General features: G+C 67.3%; 13 protein-coding genes and 2 riboswitches. Of the genes, 4 read left to right on the plus strand and 9 right to left on the minus strand.

What is annotated here, in order from left to right:
• Nucleotides 1–102 precede the first annotated feature (102 nt).
• The 4 genes from sppA to LMF57_RS17940 form a co-directional block, all read right to left on the minus strand.
• A complete protein-coding gene (gene sppA / locus LMF57_RS17925; RefSeq protein ID WP_117311519.1) occupies nt 103–2,025 on the minus strand; it encodes a signal peptide peptidase SppA in 1,923 nt (640 codons plus the stop codon).
• Nucleotides 2,026–2,139: 114 nt separating this feature from the next.
• Complete coding sequence (locus LMF57_RS17930; RefSeq protein ID WP_117311520.1) at nt 2,140–3,504, minus strand: MATE family efflux transporter; 1,365 nt, start codon at nt 3,502–3,504, stop codon at nt 2,140–2,142.
• A 181-nt stretch (nt 3,505–3,685) separates the two neighbouring features.
• Complete coding sequence (locus LMF57_RS17935; RefSeq protein ID WP_117311521.1) at nt 3,686–4,261, minus strand: DUF3106 domain-containing protein; 576 nt, start codon at nt 4,259–4,261, stop codon at nt 3,686–3,688.
• Nucleotides 4,254–5,255, minus strand: a complete 1,002-nt coding sequence (locus tag LMF57_RS17940; protein WP_117311522.1) for a hypothetical protein — start codon at nt 5,253–5,255, stop codon at nt 4,254–4,256. The genes LMF57_RS17935 and LMF57_RS17940 overlap by 8 nt, the downstream gene beginning before the upstream one ends.
• Nucleotides 5,256–5,669: 414 nt before the next feature.
• On the opposite strand from LMF57_RS17940, the gene LMF57_RS17945 reads away from it, so the two are divergent.
• Nucleotides 5,670–7,859, plus strand: a complete 2,190-nt coding sequence (locus tag LMF57_RS17945; RefSeq protein WP_162887704.1) for a primosomal protein N' — start codon at nt 5,670–5,672, stop codon at nt 7,857–7,859.
• 68 nt (nt 7,860–7,927) lie between these two features.
• On the opposite strand, the gene LMF57_RS17950 is transcribed toward LMF57_RS17945, so the two are convergent.
• Nucleotides 7,928–8,548, minus strand: coding sequence for a glutathione S-transferase family protein (locus LMF57_RS17950; RefSeq protein WP_025879392.1), 621 nt, complete (start codon nt 8,546–8,548; stop codon nt 7,928–7,930).
• A 78-nt stretch (nt 8,549–8,626) separates the two neighbouring features.
• On the opposite strand from LMF57_RS17950, the gene LMF57_RS17955 reads away from it, so the two are divergent.
• Entirely contained in the window at nt 8,627–8,818 is a 192-nt protein-coding gene (locus LMF57_RS17955) for a hypothetical protein (RefSeq protein ID WP_229290321.1), read from the plus strand.
• A 57-nt stretch (nt 8,819–8,875) separates the two neighbouring features.
• Here the strand turns inward: LMF57_RS17955 and LMF57_RS17960 are convergent, their stop codons facing one another.
• Nucleotides 8,876–9,670 (minus strand): NYN domain-containing protein, encoded by a 795-nt coding sequence (locus LMF57_RS17960; RefSeq protein WP_117311525.1) that lies wholly within the window; start codon nt 9,668–9,670, stop codon nt 8,876–8,878.
• 121 nt (nt 9,671–9,791) lie between these two features.
• On the opposite strand from LMF57_RS17960, the gene LMF57_RS17965 reads away from it, so the two are divergent.
• Entirely contained in the window at nt 9,792–11,072 is a 1,281-nt protein-coding gene (locus LMF57_RS17965) for an NAD(P)/FAD-dependent oxidoreductase (protein WP_117311526.1), read from the plus strand.
• Between the two features lie 66 nt (nt 11,073–11,138).
• Here the strand turns inward: LMF57_RS17965 and LMF57_RS17970 are convergent, their stop codons facing one another.
• Nucleotides 11,139–11,564, minus strand: a complete 426-nt coding sequence (locus LMF57_RS17970) for a nuclear transport factor 2 family protein (RefSeq protein WP_229290322.1) — start codon at nt 11,562–11,564, stop codon at nt 11,139–11,141.
• A gap of 72 nt (nt 11,565–11,636) precedes the next feature.
• On the minus strand, nt 11,637–11,894 hold the full coding sequence (locus LMF57_RS17975) for a GIY-YIG nuclease family protein (RefSeq protein WP_032952084.1): 258 nt from the start codon (nt 11,892–11,894) through the stop codon (nt 11,637–11,639).
• A 40-nt stretch (nt 11,895–11,934) separates the two neighbouring features.
• Nucleotides 11,935–12,024: riboswitch (glycine riboswitch) on the plus strand.
• 13 nt (nt 12,025–12,037) lie between these two features.
• Nucleotides 12,038–12,141: riboswitch (glycine riboswitch) on the plus strand.
• A gap of 84 nt (nt 12,142–12,225) precedes the next feature.
• Here LMF57_RS17975 and LMF57_RS17980 point away from each other — a divergent pair.
• Nucleotides 12,226–12,843 (plus strand): trimeric intracellular cation channel family protein, encoded by a 618-nt coding sequence (locus tag LMF57_RS17980; protein WP_229290323.1) that lies wholly within the window; start codon nt 12,226–12,228, stop codon nt 12,841–12,843.
• Between the two features lie 171 nt (nt 12,844–13,014).
• Here LMF57_RS17980 and LMF57_RS17985 read toward each other — a convergent pair whose 3' ends face one another.
• Nucleotides 13,015–14,088: a 3-deoxy-7-phosphoheptulonate synthase gene (locus tag LMF57_RS17985; protein ID WP_117311529.1), complete on the minus strand. Its 1,074-nt coding sequence runs from the start codon at nt 14,086–14,088 to the stop codon at nt 13,015–13,017.
• Nucleotides 14,089–14,157 lie beyond the last annotated feature (69 nt).

The following is a 14,157-nucleotide window of genomic DNA, read 5'->3' on the forward strand; positions in this document are numbered from 1 at the left end:
GTGAACATCCCCAGTAGATCCACGCCATGCGTGAACATCCCCAGTAGATCCACGCCATGCGTGGACATCCCCGGTAGTTCCACGCCATGCGTGGATGGGCCATCAGAACCCGCAGAAGCAATACGCCAGCGACTTCACCGGTGCTCCGTTGCCCTTCTCGCGAGCCGCATTTTCAACAAAGCGCAGCTGCGTATCGATTTCCGGCATCGTCCGCGCCAGCATCATCCGGCCCACGCCGGAATCGGCCAGCATCCAGGCGCCGGCGCGGCTGCCAGCGAAGCCGCTGACGAACTGCGCGAACGGCGTGGCCGCCTTCTCGATGTAGCGCACACGGTACTTGTCGGTCGCGCCCAGCTTGGCCCGGCCAGCGGCGTCAGCCACGGCGTCCTTCAGGCCACCGAAGGCATCGACCAGACCGCGCTCCTTGGCCTGCGCACCGCTCCAGACACGCCCACGGGCCACTTCGTCAATCGCCTCGACCGGCTTCTTGCGGGCCTCGGCGACACGGCCGGTGAAATCGGCATAGCCCTTGTTGATCACCGACTGGATGACCTGGCCCACCGCCGGGTCCATCGGCCGGGTGACATCGAAGGCACCGGCGAAACGGGTGGTGCCGACGCCGTCGGTGTGCACGCCGAACTTGTCCAGCGCACGGCTGAAGTTGGGGATCATGCCGAAGATGCCGATCGAACCGGTGATGGTCGACGGGTCGGCATAGATGCGATCGGCGTTCATGCTGATCCAGTAGCCGCCGGACGCAGCGAGGTCGCCCATGGACACCACCACCGGCTTGCCCGCAGCCTGCAGGGCCACCACTTCGCGACGGATCTGCTCGGAGGCGTAGACCTCGCCACCCGGCGAGTCCACGCGCAGCACCACAGCCTTGACGTCGTCATCGTCGCGCGCCGCACGCAGCAGCGCCGAAGTCGATTCACCGCCGATACGGCCGGCCGGCAGATCGCCGCCGCTGATTTCACCGGAGGCCACCACCACGGCGACCTGCGGACGCGAATCAACCGGGTTGCGACGCGCATCGAGCTGGGCCATATAGGTGCCAAAATCGATGTTGCGGAAGCCGCCGTCAGCGTCTTCGTCAGCCACGCCGCGCTCGATCATCAGATCCTCGAATTCCTCGCGGGTCTTCAGCGCGGTCACCAGCTTCTGCTGCAGGGCGAACTTGGCCAGGTCACCGCCGGCGGCAGCGACGCCTTCAGGCAGGGTGTCGATACCGGCCGCCAGCTGTGCCGGATCCAGGCGGCGGGCCTTGGCGATATCGCCGAGGTAGCGCTGCCACACATCGTTCATCCAGAACAGATCGGCTTCCTTGGACGCCGGCGACGCCGCGTCGAGCACGTACGGCTCGGCCGCCGACTTGTACTCGCCCACCTTGAACAGGTGCACGTCCACGCCCAGCTTGTCCTGCAGGCCGGTGCGGAAATACTGGCGGTAGCGACCCAGGCCTTCCAGCACCACCGAACCCATGGGGTCCAGGTAGACCTCGTCGGCCTGTGCGGCGAGCAGATACTGCGACTGCCCCATGCTCTCGCTGAAGGCCACCAGCTGCTTGCCCGAAGCGCGCAGGTCCTGCAGCGCGGCGGACACTTCGCGCAGCGAGGCGAAACCGGACGGCTGCAGCTTGTCCAGTTCCAGCACCACCCGCTCGATCTTCTTGTCATCGCGCGCGCTCTCGATCACCCGGATCAGATCGCGCAGCTGCACTTCCTCGGCACCGTTGTCACCGACGGCCTTGGCCAGCGCGCGGCTGACCGGATCGGCACTGTACTGCTCGACCAGGCGGCCTTCCGGCGCGATCACCAGAGTGGTGCGGTCCTGCAGCGCCTTGCTGGCACCTGCGCCCATGCCCGCAGCGACGATGAACATCACCAGCACCAGCAGCAACAGGCCGAAGAACACCAGGTTGAGGATCAACCGGCGGGTGAAATTCATCACGTCCCACAGCCCGATGAAGAAGCTGGCGACAGGATTGCGGTTCGCCGGGGGCAGCGGCGGCACGGGTTGGTTCATGGAGCACTCCGGATGGCTTCTTGCCGTGGTAACAGCATAGCCGGTGCCGCGTGAGGCAGCATCGGACACAAGTCAGGGGATCGCCAGTCACGGTTGCCCGGGACCGGCGTGATGTCAGGCCAGCGTGGACTGGCCAATGCGTTTGCTGCTGCGGCCCAGGCGCCAGCCCATCAGGATGGCGGCGGCGGTCAGGCCGACGATCAGGCCGATCCACATGCCCTGCGGCCCCATGCCCAGCCCAAGGCCCAGGCCGGCGCCCAGCGGCATGCCCAGGCCCCAGTAGGCGAACATGGCGATGAACATCGGCACGCGGGTGTCCTTCAGGCCGCGCAGCGCGCCGGCCGACAGCACCTGGATGCCATCGGGGAACTGGAAGGTGGCCGCGTACAGCAGCAGGGTCGAGGCCAGCCCGGCCACGGCCAGGTCGTTGGTGTAGACGCCGACGATGGCGTCGTGGCCGAACAGCAGTGCCGCCGCCGACAGCGTCTGCGTACCCATGATGATCGCGTAGCCGGCCCACGCCGCACGACGCACGCCGAAGCCATCGCCACGGCCAACCGCATGGCCGACCCGCACGGTGGTCGCCTCGGCCACGCCCATCGGGATCATGAAGCACAGCTGCGCCACGTTGATCGCGATCTGGTGCGCGGCTGCTTCATTGGCACCCAGGCGACCGATCAGCAATGCGGTGACGATGAACAGGCCACCTTCCATCAGCACGGTGATGCCGATCGGCAGGCCGGTGCGCAGCAGGTCCCAGATCGCTTTCCAGCGCGGACCCTCGAAGTGCGAGAACAGCTGCAGGTGGGCAAAGCGCTTGGTGAACCACAGGTAGGTACCGAAGGCGATCGCCTGCAGCCACATCATCACCGCCGAGGCGATGCCCAGGCCTTCAGCGCCCATTTCCGGGAAGCCCAGCTTGCCGTTGGCCAGCACGTACCCCATCGGCGCGAGCACCAGCAGGCCACCAAAACCGAGCAGCATGGTCGGCAGCGTCCAATGCATGCCTTCACTGAGATAGCGCATGCAGAAGTACAGCGTCAGCGCCGGGCCACCCCAGCGCACCGCATGCAGGAAGGCCGTTGCACCGGGCACGATGTCCGGGGCGATGCCGAAGGCCGGCAGCAGCGGCGGCACCACGGTGAGGAAGGTGAACATGATCAGGCCCAGGCCCAGCGCCAGCCACAGCGCCTGCCGGAACAGCGGGCCGATCTCGCGCTCACGGCCGGCGCCATGCAGCTGCGACACCGAGGCGGTGAGGGAGATCAGCGTGCCGATCGGGATCAGCATCGGCAGCCACAGCAGCGCAGTGCCGATGGTCACTGCGGCCAGGGTGGAGGTCGCATGGTGGCCGGCAATCACGTTGTCGACGAAGGAGATCAGACCGGTGGAGACGTGCCCGAGCACAAGCGGCAGGGCAAGCAGACCGGTAGCGCCGACTTCCTTGCTGAAGCGCGGCGTGGAGGTTGCAGTAGACATAAGGTGCTTGACGCGAACTACGGTTGCGCGCGAAGGGCACAGGCACCGGGTTGCGGCCGGCCATCTTACGCGCGCCGGGCGGTCATTCCCATGACTGCCCCATAAAGGGGACGGAGGGAATTAAGTCGTATCCGGCACAGTCGAGCCAAAAACGACTTAATTCCCTCCGTCCCCTTTTCGCTTATTGGCCGGCCTGGTGCCTGAGCCAGGTGTCGCGTTCGGCGGCGGGGACCGTCAGGAATGCGCTGCGTACGCTGTCGCGTTCCTGCGGCGGCGTGCGCTGGGCGACCAGGGCCAGCTGCGCCAACTGCGACGGACTCAGCTGGCGCAGCACAGCAAGCACGGCGTCGCGCTGTTGCGGCGGTACGAAGCCGAACAGGCCGTGCAGCTTGGGGAACTCGGCGCCCAGTTGCGGGCCCAGCCGCCAGCCTTCGCGGAAGGCCTGGTCCTGTGCCTGGAACTGCGCGCGCAGGCGTTGCTGCTGGTCGGCCGGCAACGCGGCGAAGCGGGCGGCGGCCTGGCGGATGCGTTCGCGCTCACCCTCCGGCAGGGCCCGCCATGCGGCGTAGTCGCTGCGGCGCTGGCGTTGCTGGGCGGGATCGAGTTGCGCGAATGCCGCCGCGGCAGTGGGCGCCGCAGTGGGCGCGGCCGATGGTGTTGCCGACGGTGCGGGCAGCGGCACGTTCACTGATTGCGGAGCGGCCGCCAGCGACAGCGGCAGGGCCAGCAGCAGGCCGGCGAAGAGGAGCTTATTCATCGGCAGCAGAGGTTTCCAGCGCTGCGCCGACCGGTTCCGGACGGGTCGGCTTGGGTTGTGACTCGTCCACCGGCAACGGGCCACCGGCGGCACTCCAGGCATGCATGTCGGCCTCGGCCAGCAGCGGGTAATCGCGGTCGGCCAGCATCGCGGCATCTTCGCTGGCCTGCGCATCGCCGCCCGCAGCGGGGCGGACATCGCTGGCTGGCAACTCCTCGACGGTGACTGGCCCGGCCTCGCCGACCACGCCTTCGGGCAGGGGGCCATCGGCAGTCAGCGCACGGCCCTGCCAATGGCGCCAGCCCAACGCAGCCAGCAGCAGCACTGCCACGGTGATCAACAGGATCAGCGGGCCACGCCAGCGCGGCTTGGCATTGGGGCGGCGACGCTTGCCGCTTGCAGATGCGCGTTCGTCGCGCGGCGGTGCGCGCCAGCTGGACGCAGGCGCCTGGTTGTTGGCCGCTGGCGCGGACGGTTGCTGCAGCTGCTGCAGGCGCTTGGCCGGCAGGTCGCGGACACGCAGCTGCACCTGTTCGGCCAGAGCGCGCCATGCAGCGGCGTCGGGCTGGCCATCGGCATCGCGTGGGCAGGCCGCGGCCAACAGGCGCTGATAGCCTTCTTCGTCGACATCCAGAACGCGGGTGGCGATGCCCTCGTCCAGGCTGCCCCCCACCCGCAGCAGCAAGGCCAGCCGCGGCAAGGGTGCCATCTCGCCCAGCGCTGCCAATGACGGTGGCCACTGACCGGTGGCCGGCTCGCGCAGCGCCTGGCGCTGGCCCAGCAGGGTCCAGAAGCGGCTGGGCCACTGCGCCATCGGCAGGTCGCTGGCGACCGCGGCGAAGGCGCGCATCACCGCCACCAGCGTCTGTTCGGCACGGGCGGGGTCACCGCACTGCAGCTCGGCCACGACCAGGGCACGGCGTTCGACGCCACGCAGAAATGCCGACAGCGCGCCGGCCGCGGTCGAGGAAACAGGGGCGGGCACAGCCGTCATCGGTCACTCCAAAGGTCTGCCGGCATGATAGCGGCAGCCCATCGCTGCCCGGCAGGACTTGCGATTGCAGACGCTTTCTGCTGCAGGTTGTGCACAGCACCACGCGGGAACCGGGCGATTCCTGCGTGAATGGCTGAATTCACCCTGTTTCAGCAATGTTTCACACTTAAGTTGTTGATTTAAATTGAATTTAAAGTGTGGCTATTTTTTGACCAACCAAAGCGTGAGGCCGTCGCCATCGGCCTCATGCGGCGCCACGAGCCGCTAACGCACAGACTTATCCACAGAAGATGTGGATAAGACTGAATCTCCAATAGACACCGATATTTAGGTGACATTTATGATTCGCCGGAGGGCAGGCCAGTCGCATCTGCCACTGCCATGCGCCCTTGCACGGGCCGTTACACTGACCCGATGCTCGCCCCTGAATCCGGCCCTGTCCCGACCCTGCAGGTCGCCCTGCCCGTGCCCTTGCCGCGCCTGTTCGACTACCTGCCACCGCAGGGCGAAGGCCCGACGGTAGAGGTCGGCTGCCGGCTGAAGGTGCCGTTCGGCAACCGCGAACTGATCGGCGTGGTGGCAGGCCACGGGCAAACCGAGGACAGCCAGGGCCTGCGCCAGGCACTGGCCTGGTGTGACACCACACCGCTGCTGCAGGGCGAGTTGTGGCAGAGCCTGCAGTGGCTGGCCCGCTACACCCACGCCCCCTTGGGCGAAGTACTGAGCACCGCCCTGCCCGGCCCGCTGCGGCATGGCGAACCGCTGCCCGACACCCATCACTGGGGCTGGCAGCTGACAACCGAAGGCCATGCCCAGCGCGAGAAGCTGCGCGCCGGCAGCCGACCGCGGCAATTGGCCGAGCTGCTGGCCGAAGCGGTGGTGGACGAAGATGTCCTGTCCGCGCGCATGCAGGATTGGCGGGTGGCCGCACGCAGCCTGGGCAAGCGCGGCCTGGCCGAACGCATCGCCCTGAGCGTGGCGCCGCAGCACGCCCAGCCCCTGCCCGGCCCCACCCTCAATGCGGAGCAGGCCGAAGCGGTGGCCGCAATCACCGCCGCCGAGAGCTTCCAGGCATTCCTGCTGGACGGGGTGACCGGCAGCGGCAAGACCGAGGTCTACCTGCAGGCCATCATCCATTGCCTGGCGCAGGGCAGGCAGGCGCTGGTGCTGGTGCCCGAGATCGGCCTGACCCCGCAGACCCTGGCGCGCTTCCGCGGCCGTCTCGGCATCGCCGTGCATGCCTTGCACTCGGGGCTGACCGACAACGAACGCGCGCGGGTCTGGGCTGCGGCCTCGCGCGGCGAAGCACGGGTGATCGTCGGCACGCGCTCGGCGGTGTTCATCCCGCTGCCGCAACCTGGCCTGCTGATCGTGGACGAAGAGCATGACGGCAGCTACAAGCAGCAGGACGGCATCCGCTACCACGCACGTGATTTCGCTCTGGTGCGGGCCAAGGCGCAGGGCATTCCGGTGCTGCTGGGCAGCGCCACGCCGTCATTGGAAACGCTGCACAACGCCTATGCCGGCCGCTATGCGCACCTGCGCCTGAAACAGCGCGCCGGTGATGCCCGACCGCCGCGCGTGCGCATCCTCGACGTCCGCAAGCGTCCGCTGCGCGATGGCCTTTCCGCCGACGTGCTGGCCGGCATCGGCGAACACCTGCAGCGTGGCCAGCAGGTGCTGGTGTTCAAGAACCGCCGCGGCTATGCGCCGGTGCTGCTGTGCCACGACTGCGGCTGGACCGCACCCTGCAGCCGCTGCGATGCACCGATGACCGTGCATGGCGGTGGCCGTCGCCTGCAATGCCATCACTGCGGTGCGCGGCAGCCGGCACCACTGGCCTGCCCGGCCTGCGGCAGCCTGGCCCTGCAGCCACAGGGCATCGGCACCGAGCGGCTGGAAGAACATCTGGTCAGTGCCTTCGCCGATTTTCCGGTGGTGCGCATCGATCGTGGCACCACCGCCCGTCGTGATGCGCTGGAGCAGCAGCTGGCCAAGCTCGGCGACGCGCCCGGCATCCTGGTCGGCACGCAGATCCTGGCCAAGGGCCACGACCTGCCCAAGCTGACGCTGGTGGTGGTGGTGGGCATCGACGAAGGGCTGTTCTCGGCCGATTTCCGCGCCAGCGAAAAACTGGCGCAGCAGCTGATCCAGGTAGCCGGCCGCGCCGGTCGCGCGCGCGATCCGGGTGAAGTGTGGCTGCAGACCCATCATCCAGGCCATCCGCTGCTGGAGACGCTGGTCAACGGTGGCTACCACCCGTTCGCGCAGGCCGAACTCAACCAGCGCCAGGCAGCCGGGTTCCCGCCCTTCGCGCACTTGGCATTGATGCGTGCCGAAGCACAGCAGGTCGAGCATGCCAACGCCTTCCTGCTCGCTGCGCGGAAACTGCTGGGTGAACAGGACATGGTGGAGGCCTACGGGCCGATGCCGGCGCCGATGCCACGCCGTGCCGGTTATCAGCGCACGCAGCTGCTGCTGTCGGCGGCACAGCGGCCGCCGCTGCATGGGGTACTGGCACAGCTGGTGCCGCAGTTGTACGCGCTGCCGGAGGCACGCAAGGTGCGCTGGTCGCTGGATGTGGATCCGACGGATCTGTATTGAGGGCAATGCGCCGGGGTCGGATCCCTTTCCGCAGAAAAGGGCTCTGACCCCGAACGTCGCCCCTTCGCTTACGTCATCGGTGACATCACGCCGCGCTGGTACGCCGGGCGTTCGCGCAGGCGTGCATACCACTCGGCCAGGTGCGGCAGGTCCGGGCGCTGGATCGGCAGTTCGAACCAGGCGTAGATCAACGAGCCCAGCGCGATGTCACCCATGGCGAACGTGTCGCCCGACAGCCACGGCTGCTTGGCCAGGGTTGCGTTGGGCAGCGCCAGGAAATCACCGGCGCGCACGATCGCCGCATTGATGCGTGCCTCATCGCGGTCGGCCGGTGCGGTGCGCATGATGCCCCAGATCAGTTCGGAGTACAGCGGCGCCATCCGCGAGGTGCTCCAGTCCATCCACTTTTCGGCCTGGGCGCGCTCCATCGGATCTTCGGCATACAGCGTGCCCAGCGAATAGCGCGCACTGAGGTAGCGCACGATGGTGTTCGACTCCCACAGCGGCAGGCCGTGGTCTTCGATCACCGGCACCAGGCCGTTCGGGTTCATCGCCACGTACTCCGGCGACTGCGTGCCACCGTGGCTGCCACCCACTTCAATGGACTCGTACGGCAGGCCGATTTCCTCGGCGCACCACAGCACCTTGCGGACGTTGCTGGAATTGCGGCGGCCCCAGATCTTCAACATGCGGGTTTCCTTGCGTGCAGCAGTGCGCCGCGATGGCGCGGAGCCGCTACGATACGCCCATCCACAGGGAGAGACGACATGACCGCATGGGATGCAGTGAACTACACGCTTCTGGCAGCAGGACTGGGGATGCTGGTGCTCGGGTACCGGCGCTCGAACCGCAACATGCTGCTGTGCGCCGGCATACTGCTGCTGGCCTTCAATGGCGTTGAAGACTTCGCCAACGGATTTGCGGAAGGCTACGCCGGCTCCAGCGCACGTACGCTGTAGCCTCACCGTGTCTTCCGCAGTGCTGCGCCACCGGCACACGCCGGGCAACGCCCGGCGCTACCGGTTCTTCTTCGGCAGCGCGCGTACGTAGGAGGATTTACCGTCCTTCTTCAGCTCGAACAAACCGATCGCCGCCAGCAGGTCACTGAGTTTGCCGTAACCATAGTTGCGCGGGTCGAACGAGGCCTGGTTGCCGATCTGGCTGCCGACCGGACCCAGGTGCGACCAGCCATCCTCGCCTTCTGCCGAGGACACCGCACGGCGCAGCATCTTCACCAGACGCGTGTCGCTGCGCATTTCCGCCCCGCTCTTGCGTGGGCGCGCATCATCGCTGGTGGCCTGCTCACCGGGCGCCTGTCCGTTCGATGATTGTTCGTTCGCTGCCTGCTCCACATCCTGCACGCTGGCGTGGGTCTGGCCCAACGCTTCGAGGTAGGTGAACTTCGAGCATGCGTTGACGAAGGGTTCCGGCGTTTTCTTTTCGCCGAAGCCATACACCTTCACGCCATCGGTCAGCAGGCGCATCACCATCGGAGTGAAGTCGGCATCGCTGGACACGATCGCGAAACCATCGAGGTTTCGCGCGTACAGCAGATCCATCGCGTCGATCACCATCGCCATGTCCGACGCGTTCTTGCCCTTGCTGTAGGCGAACTGCTGGATCGGGCGGATCGCGTACTCGTGCAGCACCGCTTCCCAGCCCTTCAGTCGTGGGCTCTTCCAGTTGCCGTAGGCACGGCGGACGTTGGCCACACCGTAGCGAGCGACCTCGGCCAGGACTTCGTCGATCTTCGAGGCCGGTGCATTGTCGGCGTCGATCAACAGGGCGATGCGCTTTTCCGGTTCGCTCATGGACTCCTCACGGGCAGTTGCCTGAACCCGAGTATCGCCGATCCCGATGCACGCTGACGTGACAAGGAGCGGCCGTGCGAAGATGCCAGGCACTTCCCCCATGCCCCCCTGGAGTGAGTCGATGAGTCGTGATCGCGTCCCCCACCTGGTCGTTGTCGGCGGCGGTTTCGCCGGCCTGTGGGCCACCCGTGCGCTGGCCCGCGAACGCATACGCATCACCCTGGTCGACCGTCGCAACCACCACCTGTTCCAGCCGCTGCTTTACCAGGTGGCCACCGCTGGGCTGTCGGCTCCGGATATCGCCGCACCGCTGCGCCACATCCTCGGCCACCAGCGCAACGTGGAGGTGCGGCTGGGCGAAGTGGTGGCCATCGACAAGCAGGACCGCCAGGTACGCATGGCCGATGGCAGCACGCTGGACTACGACAGCCTGCTGCTGGCCACCGGCGCCACCCACGCCTATTTCGGCCACGACGAATGGGCCGACGATGCGCCAGGCCTGAAAACCCTGGACGATGCCATCGCCCTGCGCCGCAAACTGCTGCTGGCGTTCGAACGCGCCGAAGCCGAACCGGACCCGGAGAAGAAGGCGGCATGGCTGAGCTTTGCCGTGGTGGGAGGGGGCCCGACCGGGGTCGAGCTGGCCGGCACCCTCGCGGAAATCGCCCGGCATACGCTGCGCAATGAATTCCGCCACATCGATCCGGCCAGCGCCAAGGTACGGCTGGTCGAGGCCGGCCCGCGCGTGTTGTCCACCTTCCCCGAAGTGCTTTCGCTGAAGGCGCGGCGGCAGCTGGAAAAGCTGGGCGTGGAAGTGATGACCGGCACGCCGGTGAGCCACATCGATGGGCAGGGCTTCAAGCTGGGCGACCAGTTCGTGCCCGCGCGCACCGTGGTCTGGGCCGCAGGCGTGGCTGCCTCACCGCTGGCGCGCACGCTGGACGTGCCGCTGGACCGTGCCGGTCGCGTGCAGGTGCAGCCCGACCTGACCCTGCCTGGTCACCCGGAACTGTTCGTGGCCGGCGACCTTGCTGCGCTGAACCAGGCCAACGGCAAGCCGGTACCGGGCGTTGCGCCTGCCGCCAAGCAGATGGGCAAGTACGTGGCGGACGTGATTCGCGCGCGCCTGCATGGCAAGGCAGCACCCGGGCCGTTCAAGTACGCCGACTTCGGCAACCTGGCCACCATCGGCCGCATGGCCGCGATCGTGCACTTGGGCAAGCTGCAGCTGTCCGGCGTGCTGGCCTGGTGGTTCTGGCTGGCCGCGCACGTGTTCTTCCTGATCGGGTTCCGCAACCGCGTCGTGGTGCTGTTGAACTGGGCGGTGGCGTACTGGAGCTACCAGCGCAGCGCGCGGATCATCTTCGGCGATGACCGCGAAGACCGGCGACCGAAGCGGTAGATCCACGCCATGCGTGGATGAATCCCTGCGCAGACTGCATGGAGCGCGACCACGCGTGGCGTGGGTCTACTTCGGCTTCGGGTACCACAGCGCGTTGACGATGACCCAGCGCTGCTCGAAGCGGCCCATGTGGAAGTAGTCGACGAACCACGGGGTTTCCAGCCGCACCGATGCGACGTTGCCGGTCACGTCCAGCACCGTGCAGCGGCGATCCCATTGATCTTTCGGGGTCTTCAACGCGCCCTGCTTCGTCAACGCAACCAGCTCTTCCTTCGACATCCGGCGCAGGCCCAGGCGCTCGTCCGGTGTATCACCGAGCACCGCGCGCTTGGCCAGATCCGGATGCAGGGAACGGGCGACGCGCAGCGGGTCGGCCTCCAGCTGGCCATCCACGTAGTCATGGCAGGTGGCATCGATGGCGGCGATCGTGGCGGCGTCGGCGGCAGGGCTTGCTGCTGCGGAAAGTGCGAACAACAGGGCAACGGTGGACATCCGGGTCTCCAGCGCTGAGGGCTGGGCGATCATGGCATGGCCGGATGCGCCCCATCCACGCATGGCGTGGATCTACTGCAACAGCCACGCCAGTTTGCGTTCGCGCGGCTGCCGCTTGAGCTCCCATTCGGCACGCGAGGCCGCTGCCCGGTCCGGGTACTCACGCACCGCCAGGACCCGCAGTGGCGGCCGCGACCGGGTGTAGCGGGCCCCCTTGCCGGCCTGGTGGGCAGCAAAGCGGGCCTGCACGTCGGTGCTGATGCCGGCGTAATAGCTGCCGTCGCGGCATTCGAGCAGGTACAGGAACCACGGGCGGGAGGGCGAAACCATTGCCGGATTATGCCGTGCTGCACTGCAGCGGATATACTGGCGACCGAATGCAGGAGAGAGGCGCCGCGCTGGCGCCCGCCGAAGGCGCAGGCTCCCATGATCGCTCAGGCCGGTGGGCTGGAATCCCACCAACCATGCATTCGACTCGCCGAGCTGGAGAGAGGTCACCGGGCACGCCCGGGACGATCCGCCGAAGGGGCACGCGGCTCACGCCGCTGAACTCTCAGGCAAAAGGACAGCGGGAGCGGCACCGGTCATCGTCATCCCGTCATTGCGCAGGCAGTGGCGGTATATGCGCATGGCCGGCCCCACCGCGCCCGGAGCCTGTCCCATGCTGCTGTCCATCATCTACCTGATCGCCATTTCCGCCGAAGCCATGACCGGCGCCCTGTCTGCCGGCCGCCGCCGCATGGACCTGTTCGGCGTGGTCATGATCGCCTGTGTCACTGCCCTCGGCGGCGGCTCGCTGCGCGACATCCTGCTTGGCCACTATCCGCTGGGCTGGGTGAAACACCCTGAGTACCTCGGCTTCACTGTGTGCGCCGCACTGATCGCCACCTGGGTGGCGCGCTGGATGCACCACTTCCGCCGCACCTTCCTGGTGCTCGATGGCCTGGGCCTGATCGCCTTCACCCTGATCGGCTGCTCGATCGCGCGCGAGGCCGGCCATGCACTGCCGATCGTGCTGATCGCCGGCATGCTCACCGGCGCGTTCGGCGGCGTGCTGCGCGACATCCTCTGCAACGAGGTGCCGTTGATCTTCCAGAAAGAGCTGTACGCGATCATCTCGCTGCTGACCGGTGCGGTGTATCTGATGTTGCTGCACTGGGGCGTGGCCGATGCCACGGCGATCCTGTGCTGCCTGGGCGGTGGTTTCGCCGTGCGTCTGCTGGCCATCCACTACCGCTGGGAAATGCCGAAGTTCGTGTACCACGACGAAGTGCATTGAGCACTTGCGTTCGCCGGAGTCCACACCACCCCGGCGATGTACCTGGCGCTGGCAGGATTGCACAGCGCCAGGCGCATCGCCGGTGCAGACGGGCCGGTCTCCAACTCCGACCGGCCCTGATCGCGGCCGCGCCCCCGCAGGCGCTGGCCGCCATCCACACACGTGCCGCACTCAAGCGGCTTCGGACACCTTCACCTCACGGCGGGCGCGCACCGCAGCGGCAAGCCGCTCCAGCACCTGCACGGTGGTGTCCCAATCAATGCAGCCATCGGTGATGCTCTGGCCGTAGACCAGCGGCTGGCCTTCCACCAGTTCCTGGCGACCGCCGACCAGATGGCTTTCGACCATCACACCGACGATGCGCTGCTCGCCGTCTTCCAGCTGGGTGGCGATGTCTTCGATCACCTTCGGCTGGTTTTCGTGGTTCTTCAGGCTGTTGGCGTGGCTGGCATCGATCATCAGGCGCGTCGGCAGCTTGGCCTTGGCCAGCGCCTGGCAGGCATCGGCCACGCTGGCCGCATCGTAGTTCGGCTGCTTGCCACCACGCAGGATCACATGGCAGTCGGGGTTGCCGGTGGTGGAGACGATGGCGGTGCCGCCCTGCTTGGTGACCGACAGGAAGTGATGCGGATTGGAGGCCGCGCCCACGGCATCGGCGGCGATCTTGACGTTGCCGTCGGTGCCGTTCTTGAAGCCGACCGGGCACGACAGCCCCGACGCAAGTTCACGATGCACCTGGCTTTCGGTGGTGCGTGCGCCGATCGCGCCCCATGCCACCAGGTCGGCGATGTACTGCGGCGAAATCACGTCGAGGAACTCGACGCCAGCCGGCAGGCCCAGCTTGTTGATGTCGCGCAGCAGGCCACGGGCGATGCGCAGGCCCTTGTCGATCCTGAAGCTGCCGTCCAGGTCCGGATCGTTGATCAGGCCCTTCCAGCCCACCGTGGTGCGCGGCTTCTCGAAGTACACGCGCATGACGATCTCCAGCTCGCCGGCCAGCGCATCGCGCAGCGGCTTCAGGCGCTGTGCGTACTCGATGGCGGCTTTCGGATCGTGGATCGAGCACGGCCCGACCACCACCGCCAGGCGGTCGTCGCGGCCGTGCAGGATCTGGTGCAGGGCGGCGCGCGAAGCGCTGACGGTGTCGGAGGCTTCGTCATCGCAGGGCAGCATCGCCAGCAGCTGGGCAGGCGGTGTCAGCGGTTCGATGGTGCGGATACGCAGGTCGTCGGTGTGCGGGGGCATGGTGGGGGGTCTCTACGGAAGGTGGGGGTCCGCAGCGTGGCGACATGAAAAAAGCCGCCAGGTTCGCTG

Origin of the sequence: Stenotrophomonas sp. SI-NJAU-1 (assembly GCF_020883215.1) — a bacterium.
In the GTDB taxonomy this organism is placed as follows: domain Bacteria; phylum Pseudomonadota; class Gammaproteobacteria; order Xanthomonadales; family Xanthomonadaceae; genus Stenotrophomonas; species Stenotrophomonas indicatrix.

Bases quoted from the DNA above. Each gene is read 5' to 3' on its own strand.
- LMF57_RS17955 (WP_229290321.1), top strand. From the start codon at position 8,627: ATGACCGCATGGGATGCAGTGAACTACACGCTTCTGGCAGCAGGACTG.
- LMF57_RS17970 (WP_229290322.1), bottom strand. From the start codon at position 11,564: ATGTCCACCGTTGCCCTGTTGTTCGCACTTTCCGCAGCAGCAAGCCCT.
- LMF57_RS17930 (WP_117311520.1), bottom strand. From the start codon at position 3,504: ATGTCTACTGCAACCTCCACGCCGCGCTTCAGCAAGGAAGTCGGCGCT.
- LMF57_RS17985 (WP_117311529.1), bottom strand. From the start codon at position 14,088: ATGCCCCCGCACACCGACGACCTGCGTATCCGCACCATCGAACCGCTG.
- LMF57_RS17975 (WP_032952084.1), bottom strand. From the start codon at position 11,894: ATGGTTTCGCCCTCCCGCCCGTGGTTCCTGTACCTGCTCGAATGCCGC.
- LMF57_RS17940 (WP_117311522.1), bottom strand. From the start codon at position 5,255: ATGACGGCTGTGCCCGCCCCTGTTTCCTCGACCGCGGCCGGCGCGCTG.
- LMF57_RS17945 (WP_162887704.1), top strand. From the start codon at position 5,670: ATGCTCGCCCCTGAATCCGGCCCTGTCCCGACCCTGCAGGTCGCCCTG.
- LMF57_RS17965 (WP_117311526.1), top strand. From the start codon at position 9,792: ATGAGTCGTGATCGCGTCCCCCACCTGGTCGTTGTCGGCGGCGGTTTC.
- sppA (WP_117311519.1), bottom strand. From the start codon at position 2,025: ATGAACCAACCCGTGCCGCCGCTGCCCCCGGCGAACCGCAATCCTGTC.
- LMF57_RS17935 (WP_117311521.1), bottom strand. From the start codon at position 4,261: ATGAATAAGCTCCTCTTCGCCGGCCTGCTGCTGGCCCTGCCGCTGTCG.
- LMF57_RS17950 (WP_025879392.1), bottom strand. From the start codon at position 8,548: ATGTTGAAGATCTGGGGCCGCCGCAATTCCAGCAACGTCCGCAAGGTG.
- LMF57_RS17980 (WP_229290323.1), top strand. From the start codon at position 12,226: ATGCTGCTGTCCATCATCTACCTGATCGCCATTTCCGCCGAAGCCATG.
- LMF57_RS17960 (WP_117311525.1), bottom strand. From the start codon at position 9,670: ATGAGCGAACCGGAAAAGCGCATCGCCCTGTTGATCGACGCCGACAAT.